The following is a 21,136-nucleotide window of genomic DNA, read 5'->3' as shown; positions in this document are numbered from 1 at the left end:
GGCGAGTTATGTCCGAGGGACTGTTTTTTCTCGAGCTTAAAAATTCAAAGGCGAGTTATGTCCGGGGGACTGTTTTTTCACGAGCCTGAAAATTCAAAGGCGAGTTATGTCCGGGGGACTGTTTTTTCTCGAGCTTGAAAATTCAAGACTAGATATGTTTTTTGAGTCTGAAAATTAATGAGCTATTGACAATTGACTGCTAAATATATCAACAATAATCTTTTCAGTTTTTCTTAGAACATATCAATCAATAATTGTTTCAATTCTGAAATGTATGGTTGACGTGGATTTGCTGGTGTACATTGATCATCGTAAGCAAGTGATGCCAATTTATCCACAGCTGCGTCAAAGGCTTCTTTGGTAACACCATTTGCAGAAAGACGAGGGTCAACATCAACTGCTTTCATCAAAGCATCAATACGTTCGCAAAGTGCTTCAACTAACGCTGCATCATCTTTACCTTTAAGACCAAGGCTACGAGCGATATCAGCGTAGTCACGTTGTGCACGATATTCTTCATAACGTGGGAAGACTGAACGTTTTACATTTCCAGCCACACCATTGTAGCGAATAACGTGTTGCATAGCGATTGAGATAGCTAGACCATGTGGAAGACCAAATTCACCACCAGTTTTGTGTGCGATTGAGTGGTTAATACCTAGGAAGGCATTTGAGAAGGCCATACCAGCAAGTGTTGCTGCGTAGTGCATATTTTCACGCGCTTGTTCACCACGAAGTGTTGGGTGTTTTGGATCATAGTTATATGAATCTTCCAAGTTTTCGATAACCAACTTGATAGCTTCAAGTGACCATGGACGAGTCAAATCAGATGCCATAACTGAAACATAAGCTTCAAGGGCATGTGACAAAGTATCAAGACCAGATAGAGCAACTGTGCGTTTTGGCACTGTCATAACAAATTCTGGGTCTACGATAGCAACTTGTGGAGTCAATTCATAGTCAGTCAAAGGATATTTAACATGAGTGTGGTCATCTGTAATAACAGCGTATGGTGTTACTTCTGAACCAGTACCAGATGTTGTTGGAATACAGAAGAGACGAGTTGCTGTTTGATGTTTAAATTTCACGATACGTTTACGGATATCAATGAATTTTTGTTGCAAACGTAAGAAGAGTTCGCTGACATTTTCATAGCTGTCAAGGAAATCAGCTTCTTGGTCAAGTGAGTATTCATAGATGTAACGTGCAATTTTAGCCGCATCAAGTGCTGAACCACCACCGACTGCAATAACTGTATCAGGTTTGAAATCACGCATTTGTTTTGCAATTTCAATTGTTTGACCAAGTGTTGGGTCTGGTTTGATAGTACCGTAAATTGATGTTGCAACTTTTTCATCACGCAATGCTAATTGAGCAAGAACAGTATCAACAAAACCAAATTGAACCATTCCTGGGTCAGCAACGATCAAAGCACGTTGCATTGGTTCGTATTCATCTTGCAAGTAAGAGATAGCATTTTTTTCATAGTATGTTTTTTCTGGTAGGCGAATCCATTGAGGACGGTTGCGACGTTTGGCAACTGTCTTAACATTTAAGAGATCGCCAGTTGAAAGATTGTGTGACAATGAATTTTTCCCCCATGATCCTGTTCCAAGTGTTAAGCTAGCTTTAAGTGCATCTGTGTAAACATCACCGATACCTCCGACTGAATCTGGTTGGTTAACCAAGACACGTGATGCTTTTACGGCATCTCCGTATTCAGCAACAAATGGATCTGCTTGAGAGCCAATTTGGATACCAGCATTGTGTCCTGCACCTTGGTAGTCAAGAAGTGCTTCGACAATTTCAACACCTTCGCTACGATCTTTAGCTTTGTAAACTGAAAGGAGTGGAGAAAGTTTTTCAGAAGAAAGTTTTTCACCAATGTTTTTCTTGTCAAGTTCAAACAAGAGAACATCTTTTCCTTCTGGTAATTTCACGCCAGCTTGTTCACAAATCCAAGTCGCTGGCATACCAGCCACTGGTCCATTAACACCATGGCGATCATTGAAGACAAAGTCTTCGATTTTTTTATAGTCCTTCTTAGGCACAAGGTAAGCACCTTTGTCTTGCATTTTTTGAAGCCATTCATCGTAAATAGGAGCTTCAACGACTGCAGAGTTTTCTGTGGCACAAATCATACCATTATCAAAACGTTTTGATAACAACAAATCTTCTACTGCACGGTCAACGTGAGCTGTTGCATCAACGTAGATAGCACCGTTACCAGCACCAACACCCATTGATGGGTTACCTGATTTAAGAGCGGCATTTACCATACCAGGTCCACCAGTTGCCAAGATAGAAGCAATTTTCGGATTTTGAATCAATGCTGATGTGTTTGCAAGAGATGGTGTTTCAATCCATTGAACAATGTTTTCTGGTGCACCAGCTTTAACAGCAGCGTCGTAAAGAATTTGTGCTGCGTGTGCTGAACATTTTTGCGCCTGTGGGTGGAAGGCAAATACAATTGCATTACGTGTCTTCAACGCAACCAAAATCTTGAACATTGTTGTTGAAGTTGGGTTAGTTGTTGGAACAATACCAGCCAAGACACCAAGTGGTGCTGCAATTTGGATACTTCCTGAAACTTTATCTTCCCCAATAATACCTACTGTTTTTTCGTTTTTAATACGTTCGTAAACGTACTCAGTAGCAAAGTGGTTTTTAATATCCTTATCCTCAACGACACCACGACCTGTTTCTGCATGAGCTTCTTTTGCCAATTCAAGTGAAGCTTCTGAACCTGCAAGAGCCATAGCTGCGACAATGTTATCAACTTGTTCTTGTGAATAAGTTGCATAAACACGTTCAGCTTCAAGAGCTTTTTCGACAAGAGCTCCTGTGTACTGTTGAGCTAATTCTTCTGCGCTCAACTCGTTATTCTTTACATCTGCATTTGTTGCTTTAGCCATTAAGAAAACCTCCTTATAAGTACCCTTAAATAAGTGCCTCATTTTTTAAGAAGAACTATATTAATGATTGATACTTAAATAAAAACACGACTGTATAGTCTGAAATTCCAAAACTCAACGTCATTATTTGAGGTCTTCTTCCTTACATAAACTACACAAAATCAAAAGTTAAATTCTTTAATCATCATATCATTGTGATATTCTTCACCAACTATATTAAACCTTTTTCAAAAAAAGTCAAGTATTTTTTGTAAGCTTTTTCATTTTCGTTACAAAAGCAATGTAAGGGGATACAAGAAAAAGTGACTGTTTTCCTTTTAAACTAATATTTTTATCACTTTTATATTTTCACATTATTCAAAAGCTCATTTTCATTAAAAATTATTTTCAAAGAAAACAAAAAAACTTCTTGGAAATTCCAAGAAGTTTTTCTTTGGTTTTGCGTCAGATTAACGACGAAGACCAAGTGATGCGATCAATTCGCGGTAACGGTTAACGTCTGTGCGGCGAAGGTATGCCAACAAGTTACGACGGTGACCGATTTTTTTCATCAAACCACGGTAAGTTGCGTGGTCTTTTTTGTGTTGTTTGATGTGTTCGTTAAGGTGGTTGATTTCCCAAGTAAGAACAGCTACTTGAACTTCAACTGAACCTGTGTCACCTTCGTGACGTGCGTATTGAGCGATGATTTCATTTTTTTTCTCTTTTGAGATTGCCATAATTTTTCTCCTTTATATTGCTTCATCCGAGTGGTAGGTTTTTGGCGGATCCTACGACCAAGAAGAAGTTACTTGTCTTACGACAGTCCTTATTGTAGCAGATTAAATCTAGTTTTGTCAAAGGTTTTCCCTTAATTTAACAAGACTTTAACACAAATTAATTTTTCTTTGAAAAACGTGTTTTTACAATCAAACCTAAGCAAATAATCAAACTGATAACCGCGTAAATGACAAAGGCAAATCCTGGTTGTGGGCTAAATTGTGAGAAGAGATTTAAGACAATAGCTGAGCTAGCACCACCAAGGTTACAGAAAATCAAAATAAGTGTTGTCGCATTTCCAATCAATTGAGGTGAGATGTTATTTGAAACGTCACTGAAGACACATGTCACCACAATACTATACCAGAAACCTGATAACATTGCTCCAAGTAGCATAATCCAAAGATTATTAGCAAATCCTACCATAAAAAGACCAAGAGCAAATGGAAGCATTGAAATGGTAATCAAGTTTTTGCTAAAGCGACCAAGTAATCCCTCAAAACAAATTCCTGAAAGAATTCCCATAAGCATCATACCACTCAAGATTAAGCTAGCTTGACGCGGGCTTCCAAGATGTAATTGGTCAACAATCACTGGAATACGTAAACTGTTTGCACTGTTAATGTTAATAACAAATCCAGCCAATAATGATAGTCCAACAATATATAAAATATCTTCTTTGCTAAATTTAGCACGAGTCTCACTGTGCTGAACTTCTTCTACTTCAACGTTAGGTTTTGGAGCAAAAATAAGATAAAACGCAAGAATTGGCAAGGCAAATAGATAAACGCTAAATGTCCATGTCCAACCAAGAGTTACAATGAAACCTACAATTACTGTTAAAAGGGCATTACCAATGATTTCAAATGAACCACGAAGTCCCAACATTTGAGCACGTTCATTGCCAACATAAGTTTCACTAATGATACTAATCGCACGAGAATTGATTAGACCAATACCAATACCAAGTAAAATACGTGAGACAACTACTAATGAATAGCTGTGCAAAAGAACTGGCATACTTCCGCCAAATGCGACCAAAAGTAAACCAAGAATAATACTAGCTCTCTCAGAAAGGAATCGGTCAATAATCGGATTAAGCAAAAGCATTGCTAAAATAACAAATGATGACATTGAAAATAGAAATTCAACTTGACTTGAAGCATAACCTTGCTTAGCAAAAGTCGTAATCATTTGCGGTAAAGCTGTCGACGGAGATAACGTCGAAATCAGCATTAAAGATAAAGATAGGAGACTAAATTTCTCCAAAAGTGTTTTCATAGAAACTCCTTACTTGTTTTTTTCATCAAATCCAGTATAATCAAAGTTAGCGTATAAAAATAGGACTTATGTCACAACAAAGGAGGTCTGTGTGACTTTAGAAAAATATATTCAAGAATATCAACTTGAAAGAATCTTTCCCAAGCACTATTTTGACAAATTACAAATCCGTGAGCTAGCTGCTGGAGATGCGATTTGTCACCAAGGAGAAGCTTTAACAGCACTCTCTTACTTTGCTAAAGGAAAACTAAAAATCGTTCGACGTTTATTTAACGGCAAAGAACACATTTTAGATATTAAAGAAAAACCAACTTTAATCGGAGATATTGAATTGCTAACAGATCAACCTATCGTATCTTCAGTCGTTGCACTTGAAGATACCTTGGTTATCCAACTTCCTCTAACAGGAATCCGCGACGAATTGTTAGCTGATAATGACTTGCTTTTAAACCTCAGCAAAGGGCTCGCACAATCACTTTACGAGCAAAATATCCGTGCCTCAACAAATCTGAACTACACGCTTAAAGAACGTCTTGCAACACACATCCTAGCTGTCGAAGACAAAGGAGTCTTCAGACTAGAATTAACCAGTCTTGCTGATTCATTTAGCGTCAGCTATCGCCACTTACTTCGCGTGATTCACGAATTCATCGATTCAGGAATCATCGAAAAACGTCGCCCCTATTATTATATCAAAAATATGAAGAAACTTATCGACTTGAAGATTACTAACTAAGCCAATAACTTTCTCGTTAAGCATTTTTATGCTATAGTGTTATATAGAATAATTAGAGGAGAAACTATGTCAGTTATTGAAAAACTAGCAAAACCAAGTCATTTAATCAATATGAATGATATTATTCGCGAAGGTCACCCAACTTTGCGTCAAGTTTGTGACGACGTCACATTCCCTTTATCTGATGAAGAAATCATTTTGGGTGAAAAAATGATGCAGTTCTTAAAAAATTCACAAGATCCTGTAACTGCTGAAAAAATGGGCTTGCGCGGTGGTGTTGGACTTGCAGCACCTCAATTGAACGTTTCAAAACGAATCATTGCCGTTCTTGTTCCAAATATGGAAGACAAAGATGGTAACCCACCAAAAGAAGCTTACAGCTTGCAAGAAGTTATGTACAATCCAAAAGTTGTTGCTCACTCAGTTCAAGACGCTGCCCTTGCTGATGGTGAAGGTTGCTTGTCTGTTGACCGTGTCGTTGAAGGATACGTTGTTCGCCATTCACGTGTGACTGTTGAATACTTCGACAAAAACGGTGAAAAACACCGTATCAAACTTAAAGGTTACAACTCAATCGTTGTCCAACACGAAATCGACCACACAAACGGTATCATGTTCTACGACCGCATCAATGAAAAAAATCCATTTGCCGTTAAAGATGGCATGCTAATTGTTGAATAAACTAAAAAAGAGGTTGAAAACCTCTTTTTTTACGACCATACATAATAAAAGCACACTGTAAAAAGTGTGCTTTTTTCTGTTAAAGACTAACTAAAATTAGGAATTAATCAATTGCAGCTAGAACTGCTTCTGCTTGTTTTTTAAGGTTAGCAATGACTTCATCAGTTGCGATGAATTTGCCATCTGCCCAAGCAGAGTCATTCACACGTGTTGTTGTGATTTCATCAACAAATTTCGTACGAATGAATGGGAACAAGGTACGATAAGCTTCTGCTACTGGTTCGTGTCCACCGTTTGCAAGGATTGAAACAGTTGTGACTTTGTCATTAAGTGCTGAAGCACCTGTTGTATCTGAAAGGTCAAGGGCACGGCTCAACCAGTCAAGAAGGTTTTTCACTGAACCTGGAATTGCAAAGTTGTAGACTGGTGAGAAGACCCAGATAGCGTCTGCTGCAAGAACTGCTTCACGCGCAGCTTGGACAGAAGCTGGAATATCAGCTTCCAAATCTTGTGAAAAGACAGGAACTTGTGCCCAATCAAGGTAAGATACTTCTGCTTTACCTTCAAGAGCTTTTTCTGCATATTGAGCAAATTGTTGGTCAAATGAACCTTGACGCAATGAACCTACGATAAATAGAATTTTTTTCATGATAATTCTCCTTTTAAAGATTATCTATAGTAATGATATTAATTGATAGGATTGATATTTATCACTATGTAGTGATTTATCTATAATGTCATTTTATGATTTATTTATCATTTTGTAAATTATTTTGCTCACGCGGTTTGAATTTTTTCAGAAGTCGAATTAATTCTTCTTGCTCCTCTTCTGTCAGAACTGAAAAGGTTTCCTCGATTTTTTCGATATGAAGCGGCAAAGCGTGCTCAATCACTTGACGACCAGCATCTGTTAAAGTCAACAGACAAGCCCGTTTATCACTTGGACAAGTATGTCGTGCAATCCACCCTTTTTTCTCCATATTTCGAATGACTACCGTCATATTTCCAGAAGTAGCTAAAATGCTGTCAATCAGCTCAGCAATTTTCATTGGTCCTTTGCTGTAAAGGACGTCCAGGACACTAAACTGCGTCGGAGTTAAATCATCTTGTTTAAACGTTTCTGATACCTTAGCATCAATGGTCCGAAATGCTTTTCGCATGACAACCATAGCTTTAACTGAAGGATTTTTAAAGTCACTCATCGCTGCTCCTTTCTTTTTTACATCATATCATTCACTAGGATTTTTGACAAATAGCAGAGCCTAAAAAAGAAGCTCCCATATGAGAGCTTCTCTAAGTTTTATTCATTAGAAGAAATCGTCAAAAAGACTTAATTGGTTATCTTCTGGCATGTTGCCAAGGATTCCCATTTCATCCATTTTATCAACCAATGTTGCTGAAACACCACCGCGTTTGCGAAGTTCCATTTTAGATAGGAATTCACCTTCTTCACGCGCTTTAACAATTTGTTTTGCAACGTTCTCACCAAGACCATCCATAGCTACAAATGGTGGGATGAGTGTGTCACCATCGATGATAAATTCTGTTGCATCACTACGGTAAAGATCAAGCTGACCAAATTTAAAGCCACGTTCTAGCATTTCATTAACAAGCTCAAGTGTTGTGTAAAGGTCAATTTCAACGTTTGAAGCTTCGTTATTTTTACGTTTTGTTGAAATTTCTGCCATGCGTTCTTTAACCGCATCAAGACCTGCACTCATTGTCTTGATATCAAATGCTTTGGCACGAATTGAGAAATAAGCACAGTAATAATAAAGTGGGTAGTGAACCTTGAAGTAAGCCACACGTAAGGCCATCAAAACATAGGCTGCCGCGTGGGCTTTCGGGAACATGTACTTGATTTTACCACATGATTCGATGTACCAATCAGGCACATTATTGTCACGCATAGCTTGGATATAGCCATTACGTTCTTCATCAGAAATCTTCAACCAACGTCCCTTACGCACACGTTCCATAATTGTAAAGGCCATTTTTGGATCAAGACCTGCGTGCATAAGATAAACCATGATGTCGTCACGACAACCGATAACGGTTTTCAGTGTGGCAATACCTTCTTTAATCAAATCTTGGGCATTTCCCAACCAAACATCGGTACCGTGTGATAGACCAGACAACTGTAGCAACTCGGCAAATGTCGTTGGGTGCGTTTCTTCAACCATCCCACGAACGAAGTTTGTACCGAATTCTGGAATACCAAGCATACCTGTCGGCGTTCCGATTTGTTCAGGCGTTACACCAAGCACTTCAGTACCTGAGAAGAGCGCCATAACATCTGGATCATCAGCAGGAATATCTTTCGGATCAATACCTGACAAGTCTTGTAGCTTACGAATCATCGTCGGATCATCATGTCCAAGGATATCAAGTTTCAAGACGTTTTCATCGATATCGTGGAAGTTAAAGTGAGTGGTTTGCCATTCAGCAGATAAATCATCGGCTGGATATTGCACTGGCGTAAAATCATAAACATCCATATAGTTTGGAATAACAACGATACCACCTGGGTGTTGTCCAGTCGTACGTTTCACACCTGCGGCACCTTGCGCTAAACGCTCAACTTCTGCTTCTGGATACATCTTGCCATAATCACGTTCATACCCTTTAACGAAACCATAAGCCGTACGGTCAGCAACAGTACCAACGGTTCCTGCACGGAAAGCGTATTGCTCACCAAAAATATCACGAACATCCAAGTGCGCTGACGGTTGGTCATCACCAGAGAAGTTCAAATCGATATCGGGAACCTTATCCCCATCAAATCCAAGGAAGGTTTCAAACGGAATATCGTGTCCATCTTTCTTGTAACGTGTTCCACATTTTGGACAGTCTTTGTTAGGCAAATCATAACCAGAACCAACTGAACCATCGGTGATGAATTCTGAGTGTTGGCAATTTGGGCAGACATAATGCGGTGGCATCGGGTTAACTTCGGTGATACCAATCATTGTCGCAACAAAACTTGACCCAACAGATCCACGCGAACCAACCAAATAACCACGTTTATTTGAGCGGATAACAAGCATTTGTGATGCCAGGTAAATCACGGCAAATCCATTACCCAAAATAGATGTCAATTCTTTTTCGATTCGTCGATCGACAATATCAGGAAGCGGATTACCATAAATTTCAAAGGCTTTTTGATAAGTCATCTCTGCAACACGTTCTTCTGATTTTTCAAGGAAAGGCGTGTACAAATCTTTTTTAACGACTTCAATTTCTTCAAAGCGTTCCGCAAAATCATTGGTGTTTTTAACAACAATTTCGTAGGCGACATCCTCACCAAGGAAAGCAAATTCATCTAGCATTTCATTGGTTGTACGGAAATGTGCTTTTGGTAACGGAGCAGGTTGTGCATCCTCACCACGACCAATCGGACGGTTAATCGGTGCCCCTTGCCCTAAACTACGAACGATAATTTCGCGGTAAATTTCATCTTCTGGCTCGATATAGTGAACATTACCAGTCGCAAGAACAGGCTTGTTCAAACGGCGTCCGACTTCAATCAAATCACGAATAACTTGGCGAATACCTTCTTCATCCTTGATTGTTCCTTGTGCCAAAAGCGGTGCATAAATAGCTGGTGGCATGACCTCAATAAAATCATAGTACTTAGCCACTTCAACAGCTTTATCCACACCTGATGTCAAAACTGCATCAAAAACTTCACCTTCTGAGCAAGCTGTCCCGAGCAAAAGCCCTTCACGGTGTGCATCAAGAACAGTTCTTGGAATACGTGCTACTCCTTCAAAATATTTAACATTTGAAAGACTGACAAGCTTAAAGATATTTTTCAAACCGGCTTGGTTTTGAACATAGATGGTTGCATGTTTGACGCGAGCTTTCTTGTAAGAATCCTCAGCTACAAGTTTGGTATTAAGGTCCATCATATTCGTAAGATTATGATTTTCACGCGCCTCTTTCAAGAAAATAAAGAGCAAGCGTCCAGTAGCTTCGGCATCGTAGTTGGCCATGTGATGGTGCTCAAGAGACACTTGAAAACGTTTTGTCAAAGGTCCCAAACCATGACGTTTGTATTCTGGATAAAGATTTCGTGCCAATTCAAGCGTATCAATAACTGGCTGCGTAATCGTTGGCATGCCATGACGTTTGTAGTTAGCATTCATAAAGCCAACGTCAAAGGTTGCATTGTGGGCAACGAGCACAGTATCTTTACAGAAATCTTGGAACATTTGAAGCACTTGCTCAATTGGTTTAGCGTTTCTGACATGATTATCTGTAATACCAGTCAATTCTGTTGTAAAGGCTGATAGATGGTGCCCTGGGTTGATGAATTCATCAAACTGCTCAACAATATTTCCTTTGTACATTTTTGAAGCCGCAATCTGAATCAAATCATTATGCACCGCAGAAAGTCCAGTCGTTTCCACGTCAAATACGACATAAGTAGCTTCATTCAACTCTAAATCAACTGGATTGTAGGCAATCGGCACTTTATCTTCAACGATATTAGCTTCTAAGCCAAAGATAGCTTTAATACCGTTCTTACGGGCTCTGTGATAGCCATGAGGGAAACTTTGAACATTTCCATGGTCAGTAATGGCAACAGCCTTGTGGCCCCATTTTGCGGCCGTATCAATCAACTCTTCTACTGTTGGGAGAGCGTCCATTGTCGACATGTTTGTGTGAGCATGAAATTCCACACGTTTTTCACCTTCTGGCATTAAATCCTTACGGTCATGGTGAACAATTTCTTTAACATCTTGCACATTCATGGTAAGGGCATGAGTGAAATTATTATTCTCGATATTACCACGAACACGAAGCCATGAGCCCTTGGCAATCATGTCATATTTTTTCAATTCTTCATCATCTTTTGCCCATTTTTGCATGGCAAAACTTGAAGTATAGTCAGTCATCTTGAAATTGATGATGTGTCGACCAGTTCGTGTTGTTTTCTTTTCAACGTCAAAAACCATCCCTTCAAAAACGATGCGGTTTTCTTCGGTTGTGATTTCAACCATCGGAGTGATTTCTGCATTTTCAAATCCTGCACGACGTTGTTTAGCACGCTCTTTGAAATCAAATTTAGGTTTTGGTGCTTCTTCAACTGGTGGCATTGAAGCTTCTAAGGATTTGACAGCTTCGCGATTTTCCTGCACAGCCTTTTCAACCATCGCTTCGCGATTTGACGTAAAGTCTTCTTGGAGAGCTTGCGTCATGGCTTCATCTGACACCATATCAATCGCTAATTTTCCAAAACCAAAGGCTTCAAACTGACGTGCCAAATTTGGCAAATGATTTTTACGAAAATGGTCATTATTGACAAAAGCTGGCGCTTCAATCAATAATTTTGTGCCATCGTAAGAGACTTTCAGTTTGCTAAAAGAGGCTTTAAAGCTAGCGCTGTTGCAAGGAGCGTGCTCAAAGGCTTCTTCATAATAAGCCTGCAATAACGGCTGTGAAAAATCAATATTTTCTGCTTTGATATCAAAAGTTGCCGTGATGTCTGCTTGTTTGAAAGTATTGACCAGGCGGTAAGCCAACTCACGGTAAATCTCGATTGGCAAAATCTCTGCAAATGAAAAATGGAATTCCCAGAGGCGAGATACCGAGTGCACCTTAACTTCACGGATATCTGCAGATGAAAAAGCACTTGATTGTCGCATTTCAAGCGGCATATCGATTTGCTCCATCAATTTTTTAAATAACTCTGACATAAAACGTAAATTACCTCAATTCCATAAATTAAACTATTCTTATTAAGCAAAATATTGCCTTTTTTTCTAGGGATGTTATCTTCTAATTCTACCACAAATGACAGCTTTTTTCGACACAAAAAAGGCCAGGGCTAAATACCTGACCTCTCACTAATTAGTGTTCTTTTGTCAAAATTTCAAGTGTTTCAATAAGGTTTTCAGCGTTAACCTCGATTGTATCACCAGTTGCTTTGATTTTAACTTCAACGATACCATCAGCAGCTTTTTTACCTACAGTCACACGAATTGGAAGACCGATAAGGTCGCTATCTGAGAATTTAGAACCAACACGTTCGTTACGGTCGTCAACCAAGACTTCGTAACCTTTTTCAACCAATTCAGCTTCTACTTTAGCTGTCAATGCTTGTGCTTCTTCGTCTTTCACGTTTACAGTGATAACGTGTACGTCAAATGGTGCCAATTCTTTAGGGAAGTTGATACCCCATGCAAAGCGGTAAGCACCTTTTGGAGTTTTAGAAACAAAGAGGCGAGCGTGTTGTTCGATAACAGCTGACAAGATACGGCTAACACCGATACCGTAGCAACCCATGATGATTGGAACAGCACGACCATTTTGGTCAAGAATTGTTGCTCCCATGCTTTCTGAGTAACGAGTACCAAGTTTGAAGATGTGTCCGATTTCGATACCACGAGCGAATTTAAGAACACCTTTACCGTCTGGTGAGATTTCGCCTTCTTTAACTTCACGAATATCAACATATTCTGCTTCGAAGTCACGTCCTGGGTTAACACCAGTCAAGTGGTAACCATTTTCGTTTGCACCAACTACAGCGTTAGCAACGTCTTGAACTTTACGGTCAGCAACAATACGAACGTTTTCTGGAAGGTTAACTGGGCCAAGTGAACCAAAGTTTGCACCGAAAACTTTAACAGCATCTTCTTCAGTAGCTGGATCAAGGAAGTCAGCACCAAGGTAGTTTTTCAATTTAACATCGTTAACTTGATCATTACCAACAAGAAGTGCTACAACTGGTTCGTTATCAGCGATAAAGAAGAGTGTTTTGATTGTTTGTTCTTCATCAACGTTCAAGAATGCTGCAACTTCATCGATTGATTTGCAGTTAGGTGTTTCTACACGTTTGATATCTTCTTGTGCAACAACTTTAGTTGTTGGTTTGTATTCGTTACTTGCCATTTCAAGGTTAGCAGCGTAGCTTGATTCAGTAGAGTAAGCAACTGTATCTTCACCTGATACCAACCATGATGCCAATTCTTTTTTGATATCTTCTAATACATCTTCTGGAATTTCATCGAATGAAGCGATTGATTTGTCAAGAACAACCCAACGGTCAAGGTCTGTACGGTCTGGAGTAATAGCCATGAATTCTTGAGAATCTTTACCACCCATAGCACCACCATCACCGATGATACCTTTGAAATCAAGACCAGCACGTGTGAAGATAGCTTCGTATGCTTTACGATATTCTTCGTAAGTTTCATCCAAACCTTCGTAATCAGCGTGGAAGCTGTAACCGTCTTTCATAATAAATTCACGTGTACGAAGAAGTCCGTTACGTGGACGTTTTTCATCACGGTATTTAGATTGAATTTGGTAAAGGTTAAGTGGTAATTGTTTGTATGATTTAACCGCATCACGGATAAGACTTGTAAATGTTTCTTCGTGAGTTGGACCAAGGATAAAGTCTGATTTGTCACGGTTTTTTAGTTTATAAAGGTCTTCACCGTAAGTTTCGTAACGACCTGATTCACGCCAAAGGTCAGCATTCAAAAGTGCTGGTGCAAGCATTTCAACAGCACCGATTTTTTCGAATTCTTCACGCATGATTTTTTTGAATTTTTCGATTGTGCGGTTAGCAAGTGGTAGGTAAGCGTAGATACCTGCTGAGACTTGACGAACATAACCAGCACGAACCATAAGAGCGTGGCTGATAACTTGGGCATCGCTTGGCATTTCGCGAAGCGTTGGGATAAGCATTTGTGATTGTTTCATAATAAAAATATTGCGGCCAAATCATGAAAATAAGCAAGCTGCTTTGTTAAAAAGTAGCTTACTTACTCGCATATTAGAAAAGACCGTATCAATTCCTTTCTAAAAAATGTGTATTTTTAAAATTATATACTAGATTATGAGTTTAATAAAATTTAGAAAAAGACGCGCATGATATCATTCCATGTCACAGCAATCATTAAAATAATCATAATGACGACACCGACCAGAGTGATATAGGTTTCAGTTTCTTGTTTCAATGGTTTGCGACGAACAATCTCAATCAAATTCATTAAGATTTTTCCACCGTCCAAAGCTGGAATCGGAATTAAATTAACAATTCCAAGGTCGATTGATAACAGCGCTAAAAGATTAACAACAGAAGTCAATCCATAAGATGCTGCTTGGCTTGAAGCTTGGTACATGGCAACTGGACCACCTAGCTTGTTCAAACTAAAGTTTGACACAAGACCTTTTAGTGCATTGAGAATGGCTGTGGCACCTTGCCATGCCATTTGGAAACCGCCAGTGATTTTATCCCAGAAGCCTGTTTTCAAAGCTGAAGAAACACCAATAAGGTAACTTCCGTGATTTTCAACTGGTTTTACAGCAAGTGTTTTAACCTTTCCTGATTTATCTTTGACTTTGACTGAGATAGTATCGCCTTTTGAGATATTCTTAGTCGACTTAGTTACAGCTTCAGTCAAATCAGACCAGTTTGTGACTTTATAATCACCGATAGCTAAAACTCTATCACCATTTTTGACGCCTGCTGCTTGCATGGCACCACCATCAGCCACTCGAACGGCATTAGTTGCAGTGTTTGGCACACCACCTTGCATGAAAACAAGAAGGATAAATGCCAAGATTCCAAGAATAAAGTTATTCATCGGACCAGCAAAGTTTGTCATCAAGCGACCAAGAACCGTCGCATTTTGGTACTGCACGTCAAGCGGTGCGATGCGAATTTCTGTACCATCTTCTTCTACGATGGTTGCATCATGGTGAACAGCAAAAGTCTTTTGTTCATCTAAGACAAGACCAGTAATTTCTAATTTATCTTCCAAATCATAAGACGTCACGTTCATCGGAAGTGCTGTGTTGTCCAAGTGCTTGTTTGATAAATTAATTCGTGTTACTAAGCCATCTTCATTCATCGTAAGGCTAGCAGGTGTACCAGTTTTAATTTCAGTAGTGTCATCACCCCAGCCAGCCATACGAACATAGCCACCAAGTGGCAAGATACGAAATGTATAGGCTGTACCTTCTTTATCAAAATGAGAAAAGATTTTCGGGCCCATGCCGATAGAAAATTCTCTCACCAAGATTCCTGCTTTTTTGGCAAAATACAGATGACCAAATTCATGGACAATAACTAAAATTCCAAAAACAATAATAAACGTTAATATTCCGAGCATTTTGCTCCTCTCTATACCAGTAAGATTAATTCCTTACTAGTAAGTAACTTTCAGAAGTTGATGGAAAATCTACCACTCAACTTATTAGAAAAGACCAAATAGATGCATAATCGGGAAAACAAAAATCATTGAATCAAAGCGGTCAAGAATACCACCATGACCAGGAATTAATTTTCCAGAATCTTTTACGCCAAAATGACGTTTAATTGCACTTTCGACCAAATCACCGAATTGGCCAAAAATACTAAACAAGATAACGTAAATCAACATAGCAAATAGATTGTGCGGTGCATAAACAGCTTTATCAATTAGCATGAAGATTAGTGAAACGACAACTGCACAAGCAATTCCGCCTAGACTTCCTTCGATTGTTTTGTTCGGAGAAACTTTTGGCATTAACTTACGTTGACCAAAACGACGACCAATCATGTAAGCACCAATATCTGTTGCCCATACGATAAACAAGGCAAACAAGACTTTATCCAAACCACTCATGCGGGCATTGACTAGGTTTTGGAAACCAATTCCCACATAAAGACTTGCAGCGATTGGATAAGACACGTCGTCAAATGAGTAATCATCGCTGTTCACAACTGTTCCAGCTAATAGCAAGAAAACAAGTAAGCCGTAGACTGAAAAATTAGAGTCAATCGGTAGCGATGTAAAGTAATTATCCAAAGGCACTGTTAAAACAAAAGCACCTAACATTGATAAAACACCTTCAATTGAGAAGAACTCGAGATGTTTCATGCGTAACATTTCTGCTACACCAATCATTGCTAAAAGACCTACAAAAACTTGGAAAGCAAGCCCCCCATGCAACAAGAACGGCAGCATAATCAATAGAGCAATAGCTCCCCAAATCACACGTTGTTTCATGATATTTCCTTTCTAGATTCCACCAAAACGGCGATGACGCTGATTGTATTCAGCAATCGCTTTAATCAATTCGTCTTTTTTGAAATCAGGCCATAAAACTGGTGTGAAATAGAACTCACTGTAGGCTGATTGCCACGGTAGAAAATTACTAAGACGAAGTTCACCACTTGTTCGGATAATCAAATCCGGGTCGCGGTAAAGATACGGCAAATGATTAGTCATCAAGTGATTTGAAATCACATCTTCTGTAATATCATCTGGACTAATTTTTGCTTCAAGAACTTCTTGAGCAATATTTTTTACCGCTTCTGTAATTTCTGAACGACCACCGTAGTTAAGCGCAAAGTTCAAAATAAGACCAGAATTGTGCTTTGTTTGCTCACAAGCACGTTTCATAGCATCGTAAGTATCTTTTGGTAAACGGTTTGTTTCACCAATAACTTGAACTCTAACGTTATTTTCGTCCAATTGCGGGACGTATTTATCGAAGAACTCGACTGGCAAGTTCATAATGAATTTGACTTCGTCTTCGGGTCGTGACCAATTTTCAGTTGAGAATGCATAAACCGTCAGAACTTTAACACCAAGTTCTGATGCAGCAATCGTCACATCTTGCAAAGCATCCATACCAGCCTTGTGTCCCATGACACGTGGTTGCATGCGTTTTTTGGCCCAACGACCATTACCATCCATAATAATTCCAATATGATTTGGAATTTTATCGAGACTAACTGCCTCTTCTTTTTTTCTAAATTTAAATTTAAACATATCAATTCCTTAAAAGCATACTCATCGTATTATTTTACCATAAAATGGCTATTTTTTCTCTACTTAATTAAGAGGTTTTTAGGGAATAATGGCACAAAAAAAGCCAGACGTGTTTTCATCTGACTTTTCATGTATTAATCTTCGCTTTCAACAGCAGTATCTTCAGTAGTTTCTGCTTGTTCTTCAGCAGCTTCTTCAACAACCGCAGTTTCAACTACTTCTTGTTGAGCTTTGTTAACGACGCGTTTTACAGCACCTAGTTCAAATGTTAAGTAAACTCCATCAATGTCCAAAACCATTTTTTGGTTATCAACATCAACTTCATCGATAATACCATAAAGGCCACCGATTGTTACAATTTCATCACCCTTTTGTAGTGCTTTCAATTGTTCTTGACGGTTTTGTGCTTGTTTCTTTTGAGAACGTTGCATAAACCAAATCAAGGCAACCATAACAATCAACATAATAAGTGTTGGCATAAGTATCCTCCAAAAATATAAGCTTACTGACAACTATACCAAATTCCATTTCACAACGCAAGAATTGACCATTAAATGACTAAAAGCCTAATTTTTCTAGTCATTTAGCATAGACGACTTGAGTTTGTTCTTCAAAGCCAAGCTTTTCATAAAGACGTTTTGCTGCAAGGTTTTCTGACTCAACCGCAATCTGAAAAGACTTTTCATTTTCAGCCACCAAAGCATTGACAAGAACTTTCATAAAATAAGTTCCAATGCCTTGACCACGATAACTTTCAGCTACTGCGAGTCCATAAAAATAATTGTATTCCGTACTAAAATCAACTGTACAAGATGCCAATACTTTTTGGTCCTTCATGACGATATACAATCGTCCCGCCTTATCTGCTAGCGCTGCTTTAGCATAATGAAGAGCGACTTCATAAGACTCACCAAAAGCTTGAGATTGAAACTCAGCAATAGCCTCAAGATGTTCTTTCTGAGCTGGTGTCACTGATAACTCTTTTTGATTATCAACAGGATAAAATTGGCGATCACGCGCCAGCCAATATTCAAAATCATCGTCTAATTTCATGCCAAAATTTGACAGTAAATCAGGATTTTTTGCTAGAAATGCACGTTCTGACATTACGACAAATTCTAAATGATAATCCTGCAAGGTTTCACGAAAAACATGAAATAGTTGTCTTGCATAACCCTTTCGACGAAAATCTGGATGAACCATAATAACAACTTCAGCTTCCGCAGGACTGTCTGCATAAACCGTCAGTAAAGCTACTAAGTGCCCATCTTCATACCCTAAAAAGAAAGCTGGCATTTTCTCATCAAAATTCAAACTATTAGAAAGGTAAGGCGTTCGGTGTGTTTCATCAAAAACTTGAACTTCTTTAATCAGCTTTTCAGCAGCCAACCTCTGCTTGTCATCCAAGCAATTCGTGCTAATCACTTTCATAATCTCATCCTTTTTCATATCATTCTATACAATGCACAAAAAGCCTGAGACAAATGTCTCAGACTAGATTTATGTCATATTAACGGTCGTTGTATCCATTTGGATGGCTTGAGTGCCATGCCCAAGCAGATGCAATGATCTTTTCAATATCGTCAAATTGAGGTTTCCAACCAAGGATTTCACGCGCTTTATCTGATGATGCGATAAGCGTATCTGGGTCACCAGGGCGACGGTCAGCAAGTTCAGCTGGAATTTCTTTACCAGTTACTTTACGAGCTGCTTCAAGGATTTGAAGATTTGAGAATCCTGTTGAAGAACCAAGGTTGAACGCTGTTGATGGATTACCTTCGCGAAGATATTTAACAGCAAGCAAATGCGCATCCGCTAAGTCAAATGGGTGAACGTAGTCACGCACATTTGTACCATCTGGTGTGTTGTAATCATTACCAAAAATCATGATTTTTTCACGAACACCTTGTGCTACTTGCAAAATAATTGGCAACAAGTGTGTTTCTGGTCCATGGTCTTCACCGATAGAACCATCTGGTTTAGCACCAGCAACATTGAAATAACGAAGTGGGACAAACTTAATGCCATAAGCTTGGTCAGCCCATCTCATAATAGTTTCCATCATGAGTTTACTTTCACCGTATGGATTGATTGGGCGTTGTGGAGTTGTTTCTTTGATTGGAAGCTCATCTGGGATACCATAAGTTGCTGCTGTTGATGAGAAGACGATGTATTTAACACCAAATTCATTCATCACTTCAAGTAATTTAATCATGCCAGCAGTGTTGTTGTCAAAGTATTTCAATGGTTTTTCCATTGATTCTGCAACCAATGAATAAGCCGCAAAGTGAATGACAGCATCCACATCAGGATTTTCTGTGAAAACTTTACGCATGAAATCTTGATCAGCAAGATCTCCTTGATAGAATTTTGCATCAGGATGAACCGCTGCACGGTGTCCTGTCACCAAACTATCGACAACAACAACTTTTTCTTCACCTTTTTCAATTAAACGATCAACCATGTGAGAGCCGATGTAGCCAGCTCCACCAAGCACTAAAATTGACATTTATTTCTCCTATTCTAACCCTATGCTATTTACAAAACGCATAAAGGCTTTTTGACCTTTTTCATCACGTTTGTAAACACCGGCATCTTCTAAAACACGAACAAAAACGTGTCCAACTTCTTCTTGTACAATATCATGCACTGTATCAGCCGTAATATCCGTACGTTTTTTAATCTCATCTGCCCAATCTTTATGATAGTCAGCGATTTCATTATACTCATTCAAAAGATATTTTTCAACTTCTAGCAGTTCATCTTTCAGACGCGGCGGTAAAATAGCTAAGCCCATAACTTCGATAAGTCCGATATTTTCCTTTTTAATGTGTTGCACATCAGCATGTGGATGATAAACACCGTCTGGAAATTCAGCTGTTGTGTGATTGTCACGAAGAACAATATCTAATTCAAATTGACCATCACGTTTTCGTGCAATTGGAGTAACTGTGTGATGTGGTGTGTCGCCTGTATAAGCTAAAACATCGACACTTTCATCAGAATAATCGCGCCATGCCAAACGAATTTTTTCAGCCAACTCAACCAAGCGGGCCTTGTTTTGGCTGTGTAAACGAAGCACTGACATTGGCCATTTGACAATACCTGCTGTCACATCTGAATAACCTTTAAAGTGAAATTCATTGTCCAGCTCAGCTATTTCCATTGGAAAGACATGACGACCACCTTGATAGTGATTATGTGTCAAGATTGACCCACCGACGATTGGCAAGTCTGAATTTGACCCAGCAAAGTAACCTGGGAAAATATCGACAATATCAAGCAACTGCGCAAAAGTATTTTTACTGATAACCATCGGCACATGCTCAGTATTTAGGATAATGCAATGTTCATTAAAGTAGGCATATGGTGAGTATTGGAAGCCCCATTTTTCATCGCCAAGATTCAAGCGAATGATGCGGTGATTAGCACGCGCTGGGTGATTAATTCGACCTTGATAGCCTTCATTTTCCATACATAACTGACATTTTGGATAAGAAGATGCCTTGGTTAACTTAGCAGCAGCAATTGCTTTAGGGTCTTTTTCAGGTTTTGATAAATTAATAGTAATCTGAATATCACCGTATTGTGACGACGTCGTAAAGGCAATATTTTTGGCAATTGCAGCGACTTTAATGTAGTCATTACGCTTGCTTAGGTCATAAAAATCTGCGACAGCTTGTTGAGGAGATTTAGCATAAGTGTCCCAGAAACGACGATTCACCTGACTCGGGATTGGTGTAATGAAGTTCATCAATTCAGCACCCAAGCAATCTTTTTCTGCCATTAATTCGCCGACTTTGCCATTTTTTACAGCTAAGTCAACCAACTCTTCTTTGAGAGCAATTAAATCTGTTTCTTGTGTTTCTTGCTCTGCTCCATCCTCACCCACAAGGGCAAGGACACGGTTACGCAAGTAAAACATATCATCTTCTGTATAGTCGCTGGCTTCAATTACCTTAGCGACAAAAGTATCTAAAAGTTTCATT

The 21,136-nt window shown here is 39.0% G+C and carries 16 protein-coding genes; 2 read left to right on the top strand and 14 right to left on the bottom strand.

What is annotated here, in order from left to right; all coding sequences use genetic code 11:
- Positions 1–233 precede the first annotated feature (233 nt).
- The 3 genes from adhE to ACN0NP_RS06180 all read right to left on the bottom strand — a co-directional run bounded on the left by adhE (position 234) and on the right by ACN0NP_RS06180 (position 4,955).
- Positions 234–2,915, bottom strand: coding sequence for a bifunctional acetaldehyde-CoA/alcohol dehydrogenase (gene adhE / locus ACN0NP_RS06190; protein ID WP_033151777.1), 2,682 nt, complete (start codon positions 2,913–2,915; stop codon positions 234–236).
- 449 nt (positions 2,916–3,364) lie between these two features.
- A complete protein-coding gene (gene rpsO / locus ACN0NP_RS06185; protein ID WP_003063161.1) occupies positions 3,365–3,634 on the bottom strand; it encodes a 30S ribosomal protein S15 in 270 nt (89 codons plus the stop codon).
- 157 nt (positions 3,635–3,791) lie between these two features.
- Positions 3,792–4,955: an MFS transporter gene (locus tag ACN0NP_RS06180; RefSeq protein WP_039697731.1), complete on the bottom strand. Its 1,164-nt coding sequence runs from the start codon at positions 4,953–4,955 to the stop codon at positions 3,792–3,794.
- Positions 4,956–5,046: 91 nt separating this feature from the next.
- Here ACN0NP_RS06180 and ACN0NP_RS06175 point away from each other — a divergent pair, with 91 nt between their 5' ends.
- Together ACN0NP_RS06175 and def are read left to right on the top strand one after the other, a co-directional pair.
- On the top strand, positions 5,047–5,691 hold the full coding sequence (locus tag ACN0NP_RS06175; RefSeq protein ID WP_423216984.1) for a cyclic nucleotide-binding domain-containing protein: 645 nt from the start codon (positions 5,047–5,049) through the stop codon (positions 5,689–5,691).
- A 66-nt stretch (positions 5,692–5,757) separates the two neighbouring features.
- Complete coding sequence (def, locus tag ACN0NP_RS06170; protein WP_024344800.1) at positions 5,758–6,372, top strand: peptide deformylase; 615 nt, start codon at positions 5,758–5,760, stop codon at positions 6,370–6,372.
- A 103-nt stretch (positions 6,373–6,475) separates the two neighbouring features.
- Here def and ACN0NP_RS06165 read toward each other — a convergent pair whose 3' ends face one another.
- From ACN0NP_RS06165 to galT, 11 genes are all read right to left on the bottom strand, one after another.
- On the bottom strand, positions 6,476–7,021 hold the full coding sequence (locus ACN0NP_RS06165) for an NADPH-dependent FMN reductase (RefSeq protein WP_423216983.1): 546 nt from the start codon (positions 7,019–7,021) through the stop codon (positions 6,476–6,478).
- A 100-nt stretch (positions 7,022–7,121) separates the two neighbouring features.
- The gene (locus tag ACN0NP_RS06160; protein ID WP_033151782.1) at positions 7,122–7,574 is read right to left on the bottom strand and encodes a MarR family winged helix-turn-helix transcriptional regulator; all 453 of its coding nucleotides are present in this window, start codon (positions 7,572–7,574) and stop codon (positions 7,122–7,124) included.
- Between the two features lie 105 nt (positions 7,575–7,679).
- Complete coding sequence (locus ACN0NP_RS06155) at positions 7,680–12,074, bottom strand: PolC-type DNA polymerase III (RefSeq protein WP_423216982.1); 4,395 nt, start codon at positions 12,072–12,074, stop codon at positions 7,680–7,682.
- Between the two features lie 154 nt (positions 12,075–12,228).
- Entirely contained in the window at positions 12,229–14,085 is a 1,857-nt protein-coding gene (locus ACN0NP_RS06150; RefSeq protein ID WP_094140922.1) for a proline--tRNA ligase, read from the bottom strand.
- Positions 14,086–14,237: 152 nt separating this feature from the next.
- Complete coding sequence (gene rseP, locus ACN0NP_RS06145; protein WP_074483924.1) at positions 14,238–15,500, bottom strand: RIP metalloprotease RseP; 1,263 nt, start codon at positions 15,498–15,500, stop codon at positions 14,238–14,240.
- 84 nt (positions 15,501–15,584) lie between these two features.
- Positions 15,585–16,379, bottom strand: a complete 795-nt coding sequence (locus ACN0NP_RS06140) for a phosphatidate cytidylyltransferase (protein WP_423216981.1) — start codon at positions 16,377–16,379, stop codon at positions 15,585–15,587.
- 12 nt (positions 16,380–16,391) lie between these two features.
- On the bottom strand, positions 16,392–17,147 hold the full coding sequence (locus ACN0NP_RS06135) for an isoprenyl transferase (protein ID WP_024344795.1): 756 nt from the start codon (positions 17,145–17,147) through the stop codon (positions 16,392–16,394).
- Between the two features lie 134 nt (positions 17,148–17,281).
- Positions 17,282–17,626, bottom strand: coding sequence for a preprotein translocase subunit YajC (gene yajC, locus ACN0NP_RS06130; protein WP_024344794.1), 345 nt, complete (start codon positions 17,624–17,626; stop codon positions 17,282–17,284).
- A gap of 100 nt (positions 17,627–17,726) precedes the next feature.
- Positions 17,727–18,578, bottom strand: a complete 852-nt coding sequence (locus tag ACN0NP_RS06125; RefSeq protein WP_423216980.1) for a GNAT family N-acetyltransferase — start codon at positions 18,576–18,578, stop codon at positions 17,727–17,729.
- 79 nt (positions 18,579–18,657) lie between these two features.
- A complete protein-coding gene (gene galE / locus ACN0NP_RS06120) occupies positions 18,658–19,656 on the bottom strand; it encodes a UDP-glucose 4-epimerase GalE (RefSeq protein ID WP_027968094.1) in 999 nt (332 codons plus the stop codon).
- A gap of 9 nt (positions 19,657–19,665) precedes the next feature.
- On the bottom strand, positions 19,666–21,135 hold the full coding sequence (galT, locus tag ACN0NP_RS06115; RefSeq protein ID WP_423216979.1) for a UDP-glucose--hexose-1-phosphate uridylyltransferase: 1,470 nt from the start codon (positions 21,133–21,135) through the stop codon (positions 19,666–19,668).
- Position 21,136 lies beyond the last annotated feature (1 nt).

This window comes from Streptococcus equinus (genome assembly GCF_049393805.1).
GTDB classification, from domain to species: Bacteria; Bacillota; Bacilli; order Lactobacillales; family Streptococcaceae; genus Streptococcus; species Streptococcus equinus.
This window is presented reverse-complemented; position numbering and strand designations above follow the sequence as displayed.